Origin of the sequence: Fortiea sp. LEGE XX443, from assembly GCF_015206815.1 — a bacterium.
Lineage (GTDB): Bacteria > Cyanobacteriota > Cyanobacteriia > Cyanobacteriales > Nostocaceae > Nostoc_B.
On the sequence record NZ_JADEXZ010000037.1, the window covers coordinates 1 to 20,217 of the forward strand.

Annotated in this window: 9 protein-coding genes; 5 read left to right on the forward strand and 4 right to left on the reverse strand. The window is 37.5% G+C overall.

Annotation, left to right across the window (positions count from 1 at the left end):
- Positions 1-475: 475 nt before the first annotated feature.
- The 4 genes from crtA to IQ259_RS14980 all read right to left on the reverse strand — a co-directional run bounded on the left by crtA (position 476) and on the right by IQ259_RS14980 (position 5,388).
- A complete protein-coding gene (gene crtA / locus IQ259_RS14965; protein ID WP_193886082.1) occupies positions 476-1,360 on the reverse strand; it encodes a cyanoexosortase A in 885 nt (294 codons plus the stop codon).
- A gap of 851 nt (positions 1,361-2,211) precedes the next feature.
- Positions 2,212-2,913 carry a DevA family ABC transporter ATP-binding protein gene (locus IQ259_RS14970; protein WP_193886084.1) on the reverse strand — a complete coding sequence of 234 codons (702 nt, stop codon included), beginning with the start codon at positions 2,911-2,913 and terminating at the stop codon, positions 2,212-2,214.
- A gap of 32 nt (positions 2,914-2,945) precedes the next feature.
- Complete coding sequence (devC, locus tag IQ259_RS14975; protein ID WP_193886087.1) at positions 2,946-4,118, reverse strand: ABC transporter permease DevC; 1,173 nt, start codon at positions 4,116-4,118, stop codon at positions 2,946-2,948.
- A 76-nt stretch (positions 4,119-4,194) separates the two neighbouring features.
- The gene (locus tag IQ259_RS14980) at positions 4,195-5,388 is read right to left on the reverse strand and encodes an ABC exporter membrane fusion protein (RefSeq protein ID WP_193886089.1); all 1,194 of its coding nucleotides are present in this window, start codon (positions 5,386-5,388) and stop codon (positions 4,195-4,197) included.
- 667 nt (positions 5,389-6,055) lie between these two features.
- On the opposite strand from IQ259_RS14980, the gene IQ259_RS14985 reads away from it, so the two are divergent.
- The 5 genes from IQ259_RS14985 (at position 6,056) to IQ259_RS15005 (ending at position 20,120) form a co-directional block, all read left to right on the forward strand.
- Positions 6,056-6,286 carry a hypothetical protein gene (locus IQ259_RS14985; protein ID WP_193886150.1) on the forward strand — a complete coding sequence of 77 codons (231 nt, stop codon included), beginning with the start codon at positions 6,056-6,058 and terminating at the stop codon, positions 6,284-6,286.
- 404 nt (positions 6,287-6,690) lie between these two features.
- Positions 6,691-13,650, forward strand: a complete 6,960-nt coding sequence (locus IQ259_RS14990) for a type I polyketide synthase (RefSeq protein WP_193886091.1) — start codon at positions 6,691-6,693, stop codon at positions 13,648-13,650.
- A gap of 49 nt (positions 13,651-13,699) precedes the next feature.
- On the forward strand, positions 13,700-17,011 hold the full coding sequence (locus IQ259_RS14995) for a type I polyketide synthase (protein ID WP_193886093.1): 3,312 nt from the start codon (positions 13,700-13,702) through the stop codon (positions 17,009-17,011).
- Positions 17,012-17,069: 58 nt separating this feature from the next.
- Positions 17,070-18,740, forward strand: coding sequence for a PfaD family polyunsaturated fatty acid/polyketide biosynthesis protein (locus IQ259_RS15000; RefSeq protein ID WP_193886095.1), 1,671 nt, complete (start codon positions 17,070-17,072; stop codon positions 18,738-18,740).
- A 45-nt stretch (positions 18,741-18,785) separates the two neighbouring features.
- A complete protein-coding gene (locus tag IQ259_RS15005; protein ID WP_193886097.1) occupies positions 18,786-20,120 on the forward strand; it encodes a condensation domain-containing protein in 1,335 nt (444 codons plus the stop codon).
- Positions 20,121-20,217: the final 97 nt, after the last annotated feature.

The window sequence follows — 20,217 nt, forward strand, 5'->3', positions numbered from 1 at the left end:
GTTCTTTACTATTTTTGATAAAATCTTCTAATGATTGCATCCACATCACTACACCCTCACCTTAGTTGCAAGCGCTACCTTTCTATCTTCTAAGTATTTTCTCATGAATCATTCCGGATTGCTATATCTATTATTGGTAAGTACTACTAAACAATAAATAAAATTTCTTCAATCTAATCATGAATCACTACACGTTATCATTTTTTCAGTATCTAAACTTTGCCAAAAAAAATAGTTTTTATGAAATTTAATCATATAGCAACAGCCAAGGTGATTAAGACATAAATAGATGATAAAACCTGGATAATAAAAGACTTTCACCCCTGTCACCTGTCTTCTGCTATATAAGCCTCACTTCTGTATTCTTCTAGTTTTGGCATGTTTTTTGATTTTTCCTGTAGGACATTCACAAAAACTAAAATAATACTGCCTAGAGTTACAGCTAACAATATAATACGTAGTTTGCTCCAAATCATCATTGGCTTTCAGACCTTGTAATATTCTTTTTTTTAGCATCTTCTTGGTTAAGTAATAACCAGTAGAATAATCCAAAAATAATGACTGTAATCATGCCAAAGACGAAGGAACCATCTCCCACATGCCAAAACTTAAATGCCGCTTGTTGGTCTTGGTTAGCAGCAATAACAGCTAAAATGGCCACTCTTACTGCGTTAACTATAAAAGCAATAATTACAGCCACAATAGGTACGAAGATTCTTTTTTTAGGGTCTGGAGGAAACATCAATAAACCAATTACAGATAATCCTAAAAGATGGCAAATCCATTCGATACCTGCACAGTTTTCTGCAACTTTAATACCACCAGTTGGTAAATTTATATAGACATCTTGGAGATAGACTTCAAAGCCACTATACCAAAGTATTAAAGTGGAAAACTTGGCAGTTAAAACAGATAGTGGTGTAATATCTAGTAAAGCAAAAATTAAGACTTTAGGTACACCAGCAAAAAAAATAATGACGAGTTCTTGCCAATATTGCTTTAATCCCTTCACTCCCGAAGCCAGTAAACTCAATCCAAGAGCAGCAATAAAAGGTGATAGATGAGTGTATACTGCAAATAATTTCCCCTGAGGAAAATACTTGCTAAACCAAAGTACAATGCTTATTATTAGTGCGCCTATGACACTAGAAAAAATATCGCTTTCTAAATTCAGTTTATGTTTTTTATCTCCTATTAATGAGGCTACAGCAAATAAAGCTAAAACACTCATTCCCAGATGAGAATTATCGTCAGCCTTCCAAATTACGGTTAGAAGAATTGCGACTAAACCGCCACTTATTCCTAATAACCACCATTTGGGGTTTTGTATTGGTTGATTTAAAACGTGAGTAGCTTTCATGAGTTGTTTAAGAATAAACGCCTAAAACCAATTCAACTTGAATAATAATTGTTTTTAAACCTTACAAAGAGAAACAGCATCTCGGAAGATATGGCTTGTGGTTGTTCATGTTAGTTAAACACAGAGGTCGTAATGAAATTGTTAACCTTACTATTAATTTGTGATTAACTGATGTTTTTAAGTAATACTTCTCGATGTGTTTAGTAATTAAGATTACTTGTTAAGTAAACAGAATCAACTATTTTGATGAACTTTTATTAAATCTTTAATTTAAAAAAAATCTGGTAATTATTTCCTATTCAGCTACAAATGCTTTAATATCAAGCTTTTATAATCGGAAACAGCAGTCTCCTTTTATAAAATTTATGTAAATTTATTTTTAAACAATGGTAAGCTTGTATTAGTTTATACTCTAAATAAATTTATAAACTCCAAATTTGTAAAGATTTTGTATTCATCCCATACTAATATTTAAAGTGCATCCAACTTTCAGAAGATTTTTTATTTTTAGATTTACTTTAACGTGAGTTCGACGGATTTAAAACGTTATAATCTTTGCGAATCAAAGGTTTTGAAAGTCAAGGTTCAAACTTAGCTCAATCATTTGTTGAGAACAGTGTCAATAATTGACAGATTCAAGGGTTACTGATTTTATTGTCAATAAACCTAGAGATTTTTAGAAATTCTTAGTTCTCACAAACAATACTGGTTAAGGGTTTCCGGCTTTATAGCTCATCGAACTCACGTTACTTTACGAAGGATAATCACCGTATCTCCGTGTCAGCCTCAATCATCCTATGATTCAGCAACGCCCTCTCGACCCTAGCTTAATACCGTATTGAGATATGGGCTTAATGTCGATTGCACACAACTTCTTTAATTAATCTACCGTCTTCCATGTGAATAATTCGATCTGCAATATCTAAAATACGGTTGTCGTGAGTGACCATTAAAATCGCACAATTCTGTTCCTTAGCCAGTTGTTGCATCAGGTTAACAACATCTCGCCCAGATTTACTATCTAAAGCGGCTGTAGGTTCATCAGCTAAGATTAATTTGGGATGACTGACTAAAGCACGGGCGATCGCTACCCGTTGCTTTTGACCTCCAGATAAATCTGATGGGTAGTAATTAATTCGATGTCCTAACTTAACAGCATTAAGCATAGCCTCTGATTGAAGGCGAGCTATTGATTCGGGAATATCTTTGTGTAACTCTAATGTCATTTGAACATTTTGTCTGGCTGTTAAAAAATCCAACAAATTGTGAGCTTGAAAAATATAACCAATATGACGACGTATTTGTACTAATTGCTCATTACTAGCCCGATAAAGCTCTTGATTTAAAAATTTGAGGCTTCCCTCTTGAACAGAACGTAAACCCCCTATTAAAGTTAACAAAGTTGTTTTTCCAGAGCCAGAAGGCCCAGTCATAATTAAAATTTCACCAGATTTAATTACAATATTAATATCAAATAATATTTGGGTTTTTAATTGCTGTTTTCCTAAGTATTGGTTGAGATTGTGTATGTTTACAATAATTTGTTGCTGCATTTTTAAAAAAGTATTTAATTAAATAAAGTGAGTTAAAAAATATCTGCTGGATCTACATTTCGTAGCTTGTTTGTAGATAAAAATCCCGAAACCAAACACATTAAAACTGCCAAAAATAATACTGTAATTGCTCTTTGTAAACTCATTGAGATAGGTAATTTAGTAGCATTTTTTGCTATATCATATAGACCAAGAGATATAGCAAAACCTGGAATGTAACCTAGAGATGCTAAAATTAAAGCTTGTTGGAATACTATACCCAGTAAATATTTATTTTTAAAACCCATAGCTTTGAGTGTGGCATATTCCGCTAAATGAGTAGAAATATTACTATATAGAATTTGATAGACAACAATTACACCAACAACAAATCCCATCACTACCATCAGGTCAAATACAAAGCCGATAGGTGTTCTCAAAGTCCAATAATCTTTTTCTAAATTAATAAAATCATCACGAGTAATGACTGTCACATCTTTCGGTAATTTAGCTGACAACTCAGCCAAAAGTTTTTTTTCATTCGCGCCGGGTTTGAGTTTAATCAATCCTATATCTATATTTTCCACCGAACGTTCTTGAAATATCCGCAGAAAAGTTGAGGTACTAACAATTAAATTTCCATCAACTCCAAAAGAAGGCCCCATACTAAATAAGCCAGCAACTGTTACTTGATACCCAACTAAATCTGTGTATCTAAATATTTCAACATCTACAGTATTTCCTTGGGCAAAATTTTGAGCAATTTCACCAAATTCTGGACGAGAAGCTCGGTCAAATAAAACCTTGTTAGGAAGTTGTAATAAATTGAGATTTTCTTTAATATTCGCTATATGAAAAATTGATCTTACAGGATCAAATGCTAGTATATATATGGGGTATTTCAGACCAGTTTCTTTGTTTTTTAATTTAGCAAATTGTACATATAAAGGACTAACTAATTCTACATCTTCAAAACCCAAAGCCTGATATAAACGCTGACGAGGAAAGCTCTGATTAGAGGTCAAGGATTGATATTGGATACTAATAATAAATAAATTTCCTTCCAGGTTTTGATGTAACTGTGTAGCACTTGCATATAGAGCATCTTGAAAACCAATTTGCAAAAACATCAGCACCGAAACAAAGGCAATTCCAGCTAAAGCGACAATAAAGCGAACTCTTTGTTTAGCTAATTGTAGCCAAGCTAAAGGTATCTGAAGAATCATTAGAAAAACCTCAAGTGATGCAGATGAAACTGCTGATGAGAATAATATAAAATCCGAGAATAATCTCTGTACTCATTTATATATAAATGAGTACTTGTACTTGTAAATTAGTTAAAGCAGTAACTTGTTGGTTATCTGTTAGGTTATTGATCCGAATTTTTACTTCAACTACTTTATTATCAGTATTAGCTTGAGGATTAATATCAAAAATATTTTGTCTACCAACTTGTAGGCCAATATCTGTGACTTCTCCTCGTAATTCTCCTGAAAAAGCATTGCTGGTAATAATAGCCGACTGGCCTAAACGCACTTTTTGAATATCAGTTTCATAGACTTCTGCAACCACAAACATCTGTTGTGTGCGTCCTAAATCAGCTATGCCGTCGTTGCTGATAATTTCTCCTGGACGAGTATTAATTTTTAGCACTTGTCCGTCTATGGGCGATCGCACAGAACTTAAATCCCATTCAGCTTGAGCTTGTTTGACTGAGGCGATCGCACTTTCAACCTGAATTTGTGCTGCTTGTATATCAGTAGGACGGATTTCAGCAATACTATTGAGCCTAGCTGAAGCTTCGCTTAACTGCTTCTGCATACTTTCTACAGTCAGGTAAAAATTAGCTTGTGCTTCATTAAGTTGTTGTCGCACAGTATCAACTCGCAACTGCCTCACCTCTGAATCAGAAGCTGAAATAGCGCCTTCTTTGTATAGCTGTTGATATCGTCGATTTTCGCTGTCAGCATTCTGTAACTCAGCTTCTAAGCGAGCAATCGTCGCTTTTTGTGTAGACATCTTTCCTCTCATCTCAGCTTCTAAACGAGCAATCGTTGCTTGTTGTGCAGAGATGTCTCCAGCTTTTGCTCCGGCTTTTACCTGGTTGAGATTAGCTTGAGCCACTAAAACTTGTTTTTGGGCTTTTTCTAAGGCTGCCAGTTGAGTGTAGTAATTATCTAGAACTGCCACAACTTGTCCTTGACGTAACAAGTCTCCTTTATTAACTAAGAGTCTTGCTACTCGAACACCAGCTTGAGAATTAGCCGCCGATAGACGAATGATTTCATCTTGAGGCTGTAAACGTCCTAATGCAGCAACAGCAATTATTTTTGGGGTAACGTTTGATGTAGTTGGAGGCTCCAATGTAGAGCTTAAACGAAATCTCGAAACACTGTAGAAAGAAACTGTACCAGTAGCTATTGCTATAGCGATCGCCAAAATTATTGACCACTGATTTACAGGTTTTGTGAATGACTGCTTTTGTTTGGGTATCATAGTTACTGTTTTCGTCGCAATTAGAAATGTCTAGCTGCAAGTCACTTGCATTAAGAAGCATCTAGGATAATTCCACATGGGTTGTTGTCAACCTATGTATATTTTTACCTTGCAACTTGAACAGCATTCAATTGCATTTTCAATCATCCTAAGATAAACAGTTTGATACTCAATTGCAACCCATATGCAACAGCTTTGTAGATTAACAATCGGCACAATGGCATAGATAAACTTTATAAATAAGTTATACAAAATAATAGATTTTCATCAGATTCTTTACTCACGTAACTTGATGTGTAACTAAATTTATTCCCCTGTCATCCTTGAGATATAGTTATTAGTAAATAATTTTACATTTCAGCATAAATAATTGATTAAGCCTATCTTTAGAAAGAGAAATTACATGGTTTATGCAATAATTTTAGTATTAGCATCACAACAAAAATAAAAAAGAAAATTCGCAAGTAATGGTTTTGTTTGAAATCCCTCTAAAGAGGTAAAACAAATTTTGTAATTCGCTGAAAATTGCTCTGTATGCAACTTGTATGCAATTTATTTAAATAAATTTTAATTATGTGGCACACTAATGAAATCAGACTTTTAATAACTTTAGAATTAGTGATTGTTCCCCTTCATTAGCATAGAAAAAATGAGATTACAGCGATTCATGCTCTCATTACCAAGTTTTGATAATCGGAGGCTAATCTTTCATGCGTCTCGTCAGACTCTTCGTAAAGCGGAGATGGCACGGCTGGCGGTGCATGAATGGCTAAATCAACACGATTTAGAGCTAGAAGAGTGGAAAAGCAAAACAGCTTTTGAGCTTGGTATTAGTATTAGTGAGTTAGAACAAAAGTTACTAGCACGTCACGGTGGAAATAAGCAGACTGTTAAATAGCCAAAACTTTGTCCTTGTAATTTTACTTACAAGGTTTAGCTATTGTCTAATTAAGGTAGTGTTCTTGATAACTAAGCGATGTATTTAACTGCCTGCATGAACAGCTTTTTTTAGGTAAAACATATTAAGTTGCATATGAGTTGCAATTGAGAATCAAGCAGTTTAATATAACTGCAATTGGCAAATTCATAGGATGACTTCCATTAGGATTAAGCTTCTACGCTAAACCATCCAAACTAAATTTGTGAATTTAGTTACACAGTAGCTTTAAAGATATCCAAAATTGATTTGCCTAAAAAACTGTTTTACCTAAAAAAAATTTCCTAATTTTCTGACTGGCAGAGGAAAGCAGATTTTCCAAATGTCTATCTACATCTCCCAAACATAAAAATCAAGAGCAAGTCATGGTTGCTTCTAGAATTGAAGCTGAATTAGAACAGTTGCAAGCTGAAATCAGCAATTGTGAAAAATCTTTACTTAAGCTAATACAGGTTCAGAATATCATGGTGAACACTGCACCGCTAACGACTAGCGAAATCAATACACAACTGCAAAAGACTCAGATTGCCATTATTGGTATGGCTTCTATATTTCCGCAATCCCAGAACTTACAGGAATACTGGGAAAAGATAATTCACAAAGTAGATTGTATTAGTGATGTTCCTTCTTCACGTTGGAGCATAGATGATTATTATGATCCTGACCCCAAAGCACCGGATAAAACCTACTGTAAACGAGGTGGATTTATCCCGGATGTTGATTTCAATCCTATAGAATTTGGACTACCACCTAATATTTTAGAAGTCACAGACATTTCTCATTTGCTGGGTTTACTGGTTGCTAAAGCCGCCATAGAAGATGCTGGTTATGGCGAATCTCAACAGTTGAAGCGTGAGATTTACGATAAACTTCGCCAGCGCACTGGTGTAGTGTTGGGTGTGGCTATTGGTAGGCAATTGGCGATACCACTCAGTTCTAGATTGCAATATCCCATCTGGGAAAAAGTTCTCAAAAGCAGTGGCTTATCTGATGAAGATACGCAAAACATAGTTGAGAAAATTAAAAGTGCATATGTGCAATGGAACGAAAACGCCTTTCCGGGAATGTTAGCTAATGTAATTGCCGGACGAATTGCTAACCGCCTAGATTTAGGAGGAATGAATTGTGTTGTAGATGCCGCCTGTGCTAGTTCATTGGGGGCGCTGCAAATCGCAATTAGTGAGCTGATTACCGGTCGTTGTGACATGATGCTCACTGGTGGAGTAGACACAGATAACTCTATTCTGGCCTACATGTGTTTCAGCAAAACCCCGGCTGTTTCCCCTAGTGAGAATGTCAAACCTTTCGATGCTGAATCTGATGGCATGATGTTGGGTGAAGGCTTGGGCATGTTAGTACTAAAGCGTCTGGAAGATGCCCAAAGAGACAACGATCGCATTTATGCAGTTATCAAAGGTATTGGCAGTTCTAGCGATGGTCGCTATAAAAGCATCTATGCACCTCGTCCAGAAGGTCAAATTACAGCCTTACGCCGTGCTTATGAAGATGCAGGATTGCCACCTACAAGTATTGGTTTAGTTGAAGCACACGGTACTGGGACGATGGTGGGAGATCCCACCGAATTTGCATCGATTAAAGAAGTTTTTGGCGAAAACAATCCCAAACAACAACATATTGCCTTGGGAAGCGTCAAATCCCAGATTGGACACACAAAAGCAGCTGCGGGTGCGGCAAGTCTAATAAAAGCTACCTTGGCTCTCCACCATAAAGTATTGCCACCCACAATTAATATCACTAAACCCCACCCAAAACTGAATATTGAAAATTCTCCATTTTATTTAAATACAGAAACCAGACCTTGGCTAACTACTAATAACCAACCAAGACGTGCTGGTATTAGTGCTTTTGGCTTTGGTGGGACAAACTACCATGTTGTTTTAGAAGAATACCAAAGCGAACACAACAGCCCTTATCGCATACATAACAGTTCCCAAACCGTACTGCTATCAGCAGCAACACCAGAACAATTGCGATCGCGCTGTCAAGAATTCCAACATCAATTACAATCCGACGAGGGACAACAGCATTATTTAGAACTGATTTCGGCATGTAAATCTCTAAAAATTCCAGTCACAGATGCCAGAGTTGGGTTTGTTGTTGATTCTCTAACTCAAGCTAGAGACTTGTTGCAAAAAACCATCGACTCACTCACAACCCAGCCACAAGCAGAATCTTGGGAGCATCCCCAAGGAATTTATTACCGCAAGACGGGAATTACCACAGAAGGGAAAGTAGTAGCTCTATTTTCTGGTCAAGGATCACAATACTTAGAAATGGGTCGGGAATTGGTAATTAACTTTCCTGAGCTACGGCAGACTTATGCTGAGATGGACAGCCTTTTCCAAGACGGTTTACAGACCTTATCAGAAGTCGTGTTTCCGGCTCCTGTATTCAATTCCGAACAAAAGGCAGCCCAAATAGAAGCTTTGCAGATGACAGAATACGCACAACCAGCAATTGGGGCTTTTAGTGTTGGTTTGTACAAAATACTACAACAAGCTGGATTTAAACCAGATTTTGTTGCCGGACACAGCTTCGGAGAACTGACTGGTTTATGGGCGGCTGGTGTTTTGAGTGAGAAAGATTACTGTTTTTTAGTCAAAGCTAGGGGTCAAGCTATGGCTGCACCAAAAGACCCCCAGTTTGAAGCAGGAGCTATGCTGGCAGTGAAAGGAGATATTAATCAAGTTCAAGAACTGCTCCAGAATTTTCCTTTAATTGAAATTGCTAACTTTAATTCTCGTCAACAGGTAGTACTTGCAGGGGCAAAAGCTGAAATTGCCAAAGTCGAAACAGCGCTGAAAACGCAAGGATTCCATACCGTATTGCTGAAAGTTTCCGCAGCTTTTCACACATCTCTTGTAGCTCATGCACAAAAACCCTTTGCCAAAGCAATTGACAAAATTACTTTCAACCAGCCGCAAATACCTGTTTACACCAATGTCACCGGGAAGCCTTACCCAACTGAACCACAAGCTATTCAAACAATTCTCAAAGAACATTTGGTGAATCGAGTTTTGTTTCAGCAAGAGATTGAAAACATCTATGCTACAGGCGGTGATTGCTTTATCGAATTTGGCCCGCGCAACACTCTTACCAATTTAGTCAAGGATATTCTGAGCGATCGCCCGCATCTAGCTGTAGCTTTAAATGCCAATCCCCGCAAAGATAGCGATCGCGTTTTGCGAGAAGCTGTTGTGCAATTACGTGTTGCTGGCTTGCCTTTAACAAATCTAGATCCTTATCAACTAGAGAGCAAAATCCCCACAGTTCCTCAAAACAAGGTCTTAAATATTCGCTTAAACAGCAGTAACTATGTGTCGGAAAAAACGCAGCAGTCGTTTGAAAAAGCTCTACAAAACGGACATTCAGCAAAATTGTCCATTAGCAATGGTAGTAAATCAGCAGCAATTGTCAATGATCACTCATCAACACCGGATGTTTTCACTTCTGTATCTACAAAAAGCATAGCAGTCAATGGTCAGGCTAAATCTATGAAAAATGCACAATCAGACAAACTAGATCAACTGGATATCGTATCTAGTCCGAGCAACTACCAAAGAGCTATAGATAACTTAGAGTACACACTGATCGAGTTTAATCGCCATCAACGTCAAATTTTGCAGGTTCATGAACAATCCTTGAAGCATCAAACAGAATATGCTAAAACCTTCTTCCAGTTAATGCAACAACAGCACTTATTGTGGGGAAATAGTAAATTCACCGAACAACCAGAGCCAACCCAGCAACTGGCAATTTCCAGTTCTGAACGCAGCATCATGCGGTTTCATGAACATCAAGCTGATAGCCTCCGCATTCATGAGCAATATCTCTACTATCAACAGGAATATACTCATAATTTTTTCCAATTACTCCACCAACATCAACTGCCTACCTCTCGTGATGTGACTCATGACTATCTGATCCCGTTGCTCAATGAACAAGATAGTTCGATATCAGCAGATCAGCTTGTTTCAGACACAACTGATGTAAAGTTTGTCACCCAACCTGAGTCAGTTTCCACAAATGGTCATCACGGTAACGGTAATGGTAATGGTAATGACGCAAATCATGAAATCAAATTAGTTGTAGATACAATTACGCTCAAAGAAAATCATCCTGAAACTGCAACAATAGTATCTGCACCACCAATAGCTCTTGATTTAAGCAACCTCAGTCAGACTTTGCTCAATGTTGTCAGCGATAAAACAGGCTACCCCAGCGAAATGTTAGATCTGTCGATGGATATGGAAGCAGATTTGGGGATTGACTCTATTAAACGTGTGGAGATTTTGGGAGGATTATTAGAACTATATCCCAGTTTACCCCAGCCAAATCCCGAAGCTCTGGGGCAACTACGTACCCTTAATCAAATAGTTGAGTATATGAAGACTTTGGCTTCTGAAAAATCAGAAATGCCTGTCACCATAAATGAAGTCTTAGCAGATCAGGAAGAAGAAAGATTAACATCTCCATCCCCCCCAGTTCCATCCATTGATTTAAGCAACCTCAGTCAGACTTTGCTCAATGTTGTCAGCGATAAAACAGGCTACCCCAGCGAAATGTTAGAGCTGTCGATGGATATGGAAGCAGATTTGGGGATTGACTCGATCAAACGTGTGGAGATTTTGGGAGGATTATTAGAACTCTACCCCAGTTTACCCCAGCCAAATCCCGAAGCTCTGGCTCAACTGCGTACCCTTGGACAAATAGTTGAGTACATACAGCAGCCGACTGAAGTGACAGAAAAAAAAATTCTTTCCATAGAAACACCGCAACACCAGTCACTTGAAAAAAAGACAGAACAGGGGAAAAACTCTTCTCCCCTGCATCCTGTCCCCCCATCTCTGATTTGCCGCAGTCCTGTTAAACTTAAATTTTTGCCTGAACCCGATGTTTTAGATTGCACCTTACCCGCAGAACACATTGTTTTGTTAAGTGATGATGGTTCCCTCACCACAGCAAAACTAGCTGAGGCTTTAAACAAGCGGGGCTGGAAAACCGTTGTCTTAACTTTTCCTCAAAGCCTGATTAAACAACAGTCGCCTTTACCTGAAGGAATCAATCGCGTGGTGCTGGAAGATTTGAGCGAGGAGCATTTGCAATCTCAGTTAGCCGCGATCGCTAGTGAATATGGTCAAGTCGGTGCGTTTATCCATCTGCATCCCTCCAGCCTAGAAGATACAAGTAATCATGTTTGCTATCTGGAAGCAGAAAAGGTGATTTTGCGCCACGTCTTTCTCATGGCTAAACATCTCAAAAAGTCTCTTAATCAAGCAGCAGATTATGGACGTAGTTGTTTGTTCACCGTTGCTCGTCTTGATGGTGAATTCGGATTAGGACAGAAAACTAATTTTGGCGCGATCGGTGGCGGACTTTTTGGACTAGTTAAAACCTTGAACCAAGAATGGGAACCTGTATTTTGCCGAGCATTAGACCTCAGTCCTGATTTAGATGCTCAAACCTCAGTAGAGTATATCCTTGCAGAACTGCACGACCCGAATAAATTAGTTGTAGAAGTGGGATATAGCTCACAAGGACGCACAACGTTGGTGTGTGAACCACAATTAGAAACTAGGGAAATATCCACAGACAAACAAATTTCTTCTGCTCAAGTATTTCTTGTAAGTGGTGGTGCAAGAGGAATAACGGCTAAATGTGTGATCCAACTAGCACAACGTTATCAATGCAAATTCATTCTCCTGGGTCGTTCTGCGGCTGAACCCGAACCAGTATGGGCTGAAGGCTATGTGAGCGAAACGGAATTGAAACAGCGAATTATAGAAGATTTTATCGCCAAAGGAGACAAGCCTACACCTGCAATGGTAGAGAAAAAGTTTCAAACTATTGCATCCAGGCGAGAAATAGCCGCTACCCTACAAGCCATTGAGCAGGCGGGTGGACAAGCAGAATATTTGAGCGTAGATGTCACCGATGCGATCGCCTTATCTGAAAAACTTGCTGGTGCAGTAGAGCGGTTGGGTGCAGTCACAGGAGTTATTCATGGAGCCGGTAATCTGGCTGATAAATTGATTGAGAGAAAAACAATCCAAGATTTTGAAACAGTTTACGCAGCCAAAGTTAAAGGTTTAGAAAATTTACTGGGATCTGTACCAGCCAGCCAACTGCAATATTTAGTTCTGTTTTCTTCTGTAGTTGGTTTTTATGGAAATGTGGGACAGTCAGATTATGCGATCGCTAATGAAATTCTCAACAAATCAGCTTATCTATTCAAACGCAATTATCCCCATTGTCATGTAGTTGCCATTAATTGGGGCCCTTGGGATAGTGGGATGGTATCTCCAGAATTGAAAAAAGTTTTTGCACAGCGCAATATCAAGACAATTCCTCTAGATATCGGGGCGCAAATGCTAGTTAATGAACTAGATAGGGCAAATCAAAATACCACACAAGTGGTAATTGGTAGTCCTTTAATCTACACACCAACAGCACTCAACCCAAAGTTAAATAGCTTTCGTATCCAACGGCAATTAACATTAGCAAAAAATCCATTTTTATTTGACCATGTAATTGCCGAACATCCAGTGTTACCTGCCATGTGTGCATTCGCTTGGATGGCTAATACCTGTGAACAACTCTACCCTGGTTACAAGTTCTTCAGTTGTGCAGATTTCCGGGTGTTGAAAGGAATTATCTTCGATGGTAATCAAGCCAATGAATACACTTTAGATTTAACAGAAATTTCCAAAACTGATGAACAAAAAATCGAATTACAAGCTCAAATATCTAGTCATAATTCTGACAAGCCGCGTTATCATTTTAGTAGCCGTATTCAGCTACAATTGCAACTACCAACGCTGCCAATTTATCAATCATTCAATCAAGAAAGAACCGTCTCTGAATCAAGCACAACATATTATCAAAATGGGGCATCAAGCCTGTTTCATGGAACAGCTTTTCAAGGTGTAAAATCAGTTTTAAATATTAACCCCAACAAGATAACCGTGGAATGTCTTTTACCCATATTAGAGGAAAATAAACAAGGGCAATTTCCAGTTCAATCCTTCAATTCTTATATTTTTGATGTTCAGATACATTCATTATGGATTTGGAGTCAATATTTTCATCAAGTTGGTTGTTTGCCTTCAGATTTCAAAAAACTAGAACAATTTGCATTCATACCTTTTGATGAACCATTCTACATTTCTTGTGAAATCAAATCGAAGAACGACTTAGCAGTAATTGCTGATATCATCACACACAATCAGCAAGGACAAATATATTCCCAAATCCAGGGAGCCAGAGGAACAATTCTACCTCGACAGTTAAGCAAAAACATTTAACTACACATTGTCCACTGAAGTTATACATAAAAGTTTTAAGAGGTGGGTAATGGACAAGATTACACACAGTAAAATACCTAAAATAGCAATTGTGGGAATGGATTGCTATTTGGGTGGTAACTGCCAAGGATTAGATAATTTTGAACGGAGTATTTATGAAGTAACTCAACACTTTATTCCCCTGCCTACTCAGAGATGGCAAGACATCGAAACGCAAAAGCAGCTACTAGAAAAATATGATTTTGCTAATGTTCAAGCATCATTAGGCGCATATATCAAAGATTTTGAAGTCGATACTGTACGATTGCAAATTCCACCAGAAACAGTGGATAAATTTAATCCTCAACAACTGTTGATACTTCAGGTGGCTGATAATGCTTTGCAAGATGCAGGTTTTCATCCAGGTTCAAAAATTGCTGTAGTCATCGTTACTGCCACAGAACTAGCTCTACCTCCAGATACACCAATAGAATACCCAAACATCGAAAACCAACCGGCTAATTATATTTCTAAATTGTGGAATTTTTCTAGCCCGGCATTAACATTAACATCTGAACAAACGTCTGTTTTCAAAGCCTTGGAATTAGCACAAAATTTACTCACTCTCCAAGAAGTTGATGCTGTTTTAGTCGGTGCAGTAGAACTTGCTGGTAATAGTGCCAGTGTTCTGCTAAGGAATCAAGTTTCACCAGTCAACACAGGTGTAAATACTCTTAGTTACGATCGCCAGGCTAATGGCTGGATGGTAGGTGAAGGTGCAGCCGCTATTGTCTTGCAGCTCCACGAAACCGCAATCCAACAAAATAATCGCATATATGCAGTCATTGATGGCATCAGTCTTGTAGAAAAAACTAAATCTCAAATTTATTCTATTCCCACTGCTATAGATGCGGCTGCTGTAACGCAAGCTTGTCAACAGGCTTTTGTGTTGGCAGATATTAAACCAACAGATGTCAACTATTTAGAAGTTACTGGCAGTGGTATTCCCTTACAAGATGAGTCAGAAATTCAGGGTTTGCACCAGGCTTATAGAACTTCTGAATCTAGTCTTAGTTGTGCCTTGGGTAGTGCTAAAGCTAATGTCGGTCATACCTATGCGGTATCAGGGCTGGTGAGTTTAGTTAAAACAGCACTCTGTCTATATCGCCGCTATATTCCTGCTGTTCCCCAGTGGAGTAGTCCCAAAATGCCTGAGGTGTGGCAAAATACTCCCTTTTATGTGGCTACGGAATCCAAACCCTGGTTTTTAGAACGAGGAGCTACCAAAAGAATAGCGGCTGTGAACGGTATGGAGGTGGATGGCAGTTATGCACATTTAATTTTGTCCGAGGAGCTAGGCCAGCAAAAGCATAGCAATAAATATTTAAAGGAAATTCCTTATTATTTATTTGCGATCGCAGCTGATGATTGTTCCAGTTTATTAGAGCAGATCCATACTCTGCAACAAACTATTACTGATTGCTCTTCTCTTGCTGCTGCTGCCAACCAAACTTTTGTCGCTTTCCAAAAGCATCAAACAGCAACTTACGCCCTGGCGATTCTCGGACGTAACCAAGATGAATTGATGCGGGAAATTCAACGCGCTGTTCAGGGTATTAGTGTTGCCTTTGAGACGGGCAAAGATTGGAAAACTCCTGTAGGCAGCTATTTTACAGCCAAACCACTAGGTAAAGATCATCATATAGCTTTTGTTTACTCTGGTTCTTTCAGTGCTTATGTTGGTATAGCCAGGTATCTCTTTCGTTTATTTCCCCAAATTTATGATGACTTAGTAAATAGAGGAGTTTACAACCGTGCTGCCAGTATAGAAAAACTGCTTTATCCCAGAAGCTTAACTAAAATCTCAAAAAGGCAATTGGAAATAATTGAACAAAAATTGATAGATGATCCAGTAACATTACTTGAATTTGAAATATGTTTTACCGGATTCATGACTGCAATTCTAGGAGATTATTTTCAAATTAAGCCTCAAAGTGCTTTTGGATATAGTCTGGGTGAAACTAGCATGATGTTTGCTCAAGGTGTCTGGACTAACTTTGAGCAAACTAGTAAAATTCTAAATTCATCATCTTTGTTTAAAACCAGGCTATCTGGCCCTAAAAATGCTGTGCGCGAGTATTGGAGATTGCCTCTACAACAGAAAATTCAGGAGGATAATCTTTGGTGTAACTATGTTCTTTTATGTCCAATATTTCGTGTTCAGGAAGCTATCAAAGCAGAAAAAAAAGTTTATGTAACTCTCATCAATACACCAGAAGAAGTTATCATTTCTGGTGAACCACAAGCTTGCCAGCGAGTAATTGAAAATCTCAAATGTAATGCTTATCCCACACCTATTAAGCATGTTATTCATTGTGAGCCAATGCGCTCTGAGTACGATGAACTTGTTCAAATTAACACTTTACCGATTCAAAATTTATCCAACACCATTTTTTATTCCGCAGCGGAATACAAACCCATGACTCTTGATAGTCATTCTATTGGTCACAACATTGCCCAAACTCTATGTCAAGAGCTTGATTTTCCTCGGCTAGTTAATTGTGTCTACAATGATGGTTCTAAAATCTTTATTGAAGTAGGTATTGGTGGTAATTGTTCTCGGTGGATTGATAAAATTCTCCAAAAAAAAGAACACTTTGCTGTATCTTTAAATCAAAGAGGAATAGATGATCATGTTTCAATTATCAGAGCCTTAGCAAAGCTGTTAAGTCATCGAATTGAAATGAACTTATCGCCACTTTATTCTCTCTCACCACCAATTTATAGTTGCAATAAATTAGGATTAAAAACCATTACTATAGGGACTAATAAAAGTGATCCGATATTTTGGCATGAGAAAATTCAGGAAAATTGTGCCAAATATCCAACATCTGATTTACTGACTAAGGTTTCTGAACAACAGCATGAATTACTACAACTTAGTGAATTAGAAAACCTCAGTCATTCCAGAATAAACCATTTGAATAAAAGTGAGCAAAGAAATCTGATGAATACTTTAATTACTGAAAATACACTGGAAATTATTGACTCTAATAATAGTAATAATCCTGAACAAACCTTACTGGGCGATCGCGCTACTACATCTGAAAAAAAAATTCCAAATCATGAGAATTTTTTGACAAAACAGGAATTGTTGCCTTCTAGCCATATAAATGACAGCTTTCTCAGCAAAAAAGATTTACCTAATTTACGTCATCTTCACTATCAAAAGCTCAGTGAAAATGCTTTTCGCATTACCGAAGCCCATGCTGTTTTATTACAAGCACGCCACGAATCTCTCCAGCAAATTAGTTTGGTAATCCAGCAACAATTAGCTTTATACAATAAGTTATTTGACGAAGCTTCAAGTGCTAATTCTTAATTAGTGAATGAGTTGCAATCGCTGTTATTTTTTTCTAACCTTATCAGGGTAAAATGTCATGCTTTCTAATCATAAATTCAAGCAAAGAAATACTATTTTTCCTCTAAAAATCCCAGATTTTTTTATTAAAATAAATCAATATTGGCAAGGTTCTTTAGATACAGTATCTTTTGACGAAGACGGTATAAAAACTAAACTACTTAATTTAGCCAAACCGTGTTATGTGATCAAATTTGAAGAAGAAATTGGTATTACGAACGAAGGATATTTGCTAGATTCACATAATAATCAAACAGGAAAAGTCGAACTGCTCATGGCTATTCCAGCTATGCAGATTCAACATTTAGGTGATCCCAATTTTTTAAATTTCCATAATGTGAAATATGCCTACGCTACTGGTGCAATGGCTCATGGTATTGCTTCTGAAGAATTAGTAATTGCACTGGGTAAAGAGAAGATTTTGAGTTCCTTTGGTGCAGGAGGTTTATCTCCTTCCCGTGTGGAAGCAGCCATCAACCGTATTCAGCAAGCTCTACCCCAGGGCCCTTATGCTTTTAACTTACTCCACAGCCCCGGTGAACCTGCTATTGAACGCGGTGTCATTGATTTGTATCTGCAATATCAAGTAAGAACAGTCGAAGCTTCGGCCTTTTTAGATTTGACTGATAACATTGTTTACTACCGGGCTGCGGGATTAAATTTAAATGCAGCTAATCAAGTGGAAATCAAAAATAAAGTCATTGCTAAAATTTCTCGCAAAGAAGTTGCTACAAAATTTTTACAACCTGCTCCCACCAAAATTCTCAAACAATTAGTAGAGCAAGGTCTCATCAGTGAGTTACAAGCAACTCTAGCCGCCAAAATTCCTATGGCTGATGATATCACTGTGGAAGCAGATTCTGGTGGTCATACAGATAATCGTCCTTTGGTTTGTTTGTTACCTTCAATTCTAGAATTACGAGATCAAATTCAACGCCAATATGGTTACGAAATACCAGTCAGAGTTGGGGTAGCTGGAGGAATTGCCACTCCACAATCAGCTTTAGCTGCCTTTATGATGGGTGCTGCGTATGTTGTGACTGGCTCTATTAATCAATCTTGTATAGAAGCTAAAACTTCTCAACATACTAAACAATTATTAGCTCAGGCAGAAATGGCTGATGTGATGATGGCTCCAGCCGCAGATATGTTTGAAATGGGAGTAAAATTGCAAGTTCTCAAAAGAGGAACTATGTTTCCTCTGCGGGCGCAAAAATTGTATGATTTATACAAAAACTATGACTCAATTGAAGATATTCCATTGGCAGAAAGAGAAAAAATAGAAAAGCAAGTTTTCAGAAATAGCCTAGATGCGATTTGGCAGGAAACAGTTAATTATTTATCTCAACGTAATCCCGATAAATTACATAAAGCTACCAACAATCCTAAACTAAAAATGGCCTTGATTTTTCGCTGGTATCTGGGATTGTCTTCTCGTTGGTCTAATTCTGGTGAAAAAGGTAGGGAAATTGATTATCAAATCTGGTGCGGGCCAGCAATGGGAAGCTTCAATAACTGGATACAAAATTCTTACTTAGCAGATTTAAATAATCGCAAAGTAGTTGATGTAGCTCACCATATTATGATAGGTGCGGCTTATTTATACCGATTACAAAGTTTAAAAATACAAGGGTTACAAATCCCTGATTCTTTTAGTCAATATCATCCAGTTATTTCTCAAAATTTGTAAAAATTTTCCCTACTCGACCAAACTAAACAAGAATCATACAAAAAAATGATTGATAACAGAAAGCTGGGATGTCTTGAGCAGGCTATGGAAAAGTTAAATAGCCGTGCTAAAACATGGAACATAGTAACTATCAGCCGTATCAAAGGCATCCTCAATGAGAAAATTATGAGACAGGCTTTAGATACTATACAGTGTCGTCACCCCCGACTTAATTCTCGGATTATCCGATTTCAGAATAGTCTTTATTTTCAAACTGAAGGGACAACAAAGATTCCTTTGCGTGTTGTAAATAAATTTGATGATCAGCAATGGCAAGAAGTTGTTCAAGAAGAGATGAACCTGGTAATTGATAGTAGCAAATGTCTAATGCGATCTGTACTTGTTCATATCCAGAGTCACAGCCAGATAAATTATCTGATTACAACAGGACACCATGCTGTGGGAGATGGATTATCATCTATTCAACTACATTCAGAAATTTTGACTTATTGTCAGCAAATTATCTCTGGAAATTTAATTACCCCAGTTGCGAGTTTAGTTCCCCTACCGCCTGTAGAAGAATTATTACCTGCGTGGACTAATAAGTTCACAGGTAAAATCAGCAGTACACTTTTTTTGTTGCAGCTTGGGTTACAAAAAATTTGGTATCGACCTAAAACTTTAGGCTTTGAGAAATATGCACCCATTGATCAGCGTAGTTGTCATCTGATTCATAAACAACTTGACTCAGAGTTAACGCAAAAATTTGTTAATTGTTGTCACCATGAGAATACAACTATAAACAGTGCTTTATGTGCAGCTATGATGTTTACAGTTGCTAGTAAATTTACGAAAAAAGAAAAGAAATCTATTAGGGTTAACTGCCTATCATATCTGGATTTGAGGAGATATTTAGAGCCGAAAATCAGTGATGAGCATATGGCTGTATTAGCTTCATCTACTATGGGTTTTTATAGCATACAAAACAATACAACTTTTTGGGATTTAGCGCGGAAAGTTCAACAAAATATTGCGGCTATTACTAAGCATAGTGATATCTTTAAAATGATTTTAGCGGCTAAACATCTAATAGATTTTTCTTTGAATTATCCTAGGCAAGTAGCTGCTACAGTATCTGTATCTAATGCAGGTAGAGTTAATGTTCCCAAAATCTATGGTGAATTTGAACTCGAAGAAATTAGTTTTCTTGGCTCTCATGCTTTATACGCAGGTATGTTTATTACCCATGCTTCAACTTTTCAAGGAAAAATGCTGTTGAATTTCGTATTTTCTGAGCCTTCAATTAGCCAGAATACAATGGAAGAACTTGTAAACAATTTTATGCTGCTTATTTGGCATATTTGCCAGTTTAAAAATGAGAAAAGTTTGACGACTGTTTAAAGCTAAAAATATTTTACTCATCAATACTGACACAGCATTTTTGTTTCTAATTGAAATTTGTGAGATTTAAAAAACATGAATGCTATTTTTTTACTAT

Bases quoted from the DNA above. Each gene is read 5' to 3' on its own strand.
- crtA (WP_193886082.1), bottom strand. From the start codon at position 1,360: ATGAAAGCTACTCACGTTTTAAATCAACCAATACAAAACCCCAAATGG.
- IQ259_RS14970 (WP_193886084.1), bottom strand. From the start codon at position 2,913: ATGCAGCAACAAATTATTGTAAACATACACAATCTCAACCAATACTTA.
- devC (WP_193886087.1), bottom strand. From the start codon at position 4,118: ATGATTCTTCAGATACCTTTAGCTTGGCTACAATTAGCTAAACAAAGA.
- IQ259_RS14980 (WP_193886089.1), bottom strand. From the start codon at position 5,388: ATGATACCCAAACAAAAGCAGTCATTCACAAAACCTGTAAATCAGTGG.
- IQ259_RS14985 (WP_193886150.1), top strand. From the start codon at position 6,056: ATGCTCTCATTACCAAGTTTTGATAATCGGAGGCTAATCTTTCATGCG.
- IQ259_RS14990 (WP_193886091.1), top strand. From the start codon at position 6,691: ATGGTTGCTTCTAGAATTGAAGCTGAATTAGAACAGTTGCAAGCTGAA.
- IQ259_RS14995 (WP_193886093.1), top strand. From the start codon at position 13,700: ATGGACAAGATTACACACAGTAAAATACCTAAAATAGCAATTGTGGGA.
- IQ259_RS15000 (WP_193886095.1), top strand. From the start codon at position 17,070: ATGCTTTCTAATCATAAATTCAAGCAAAGAAATACTATTTTTCCTCTA.
- IQ259_RS15005 (WP_193886097.1), top strand. From the start codon at position 18,786: ATGATTGATAACAGAAAGCTGGGATGTCTTGAGCAGGCTATGGAAAAG.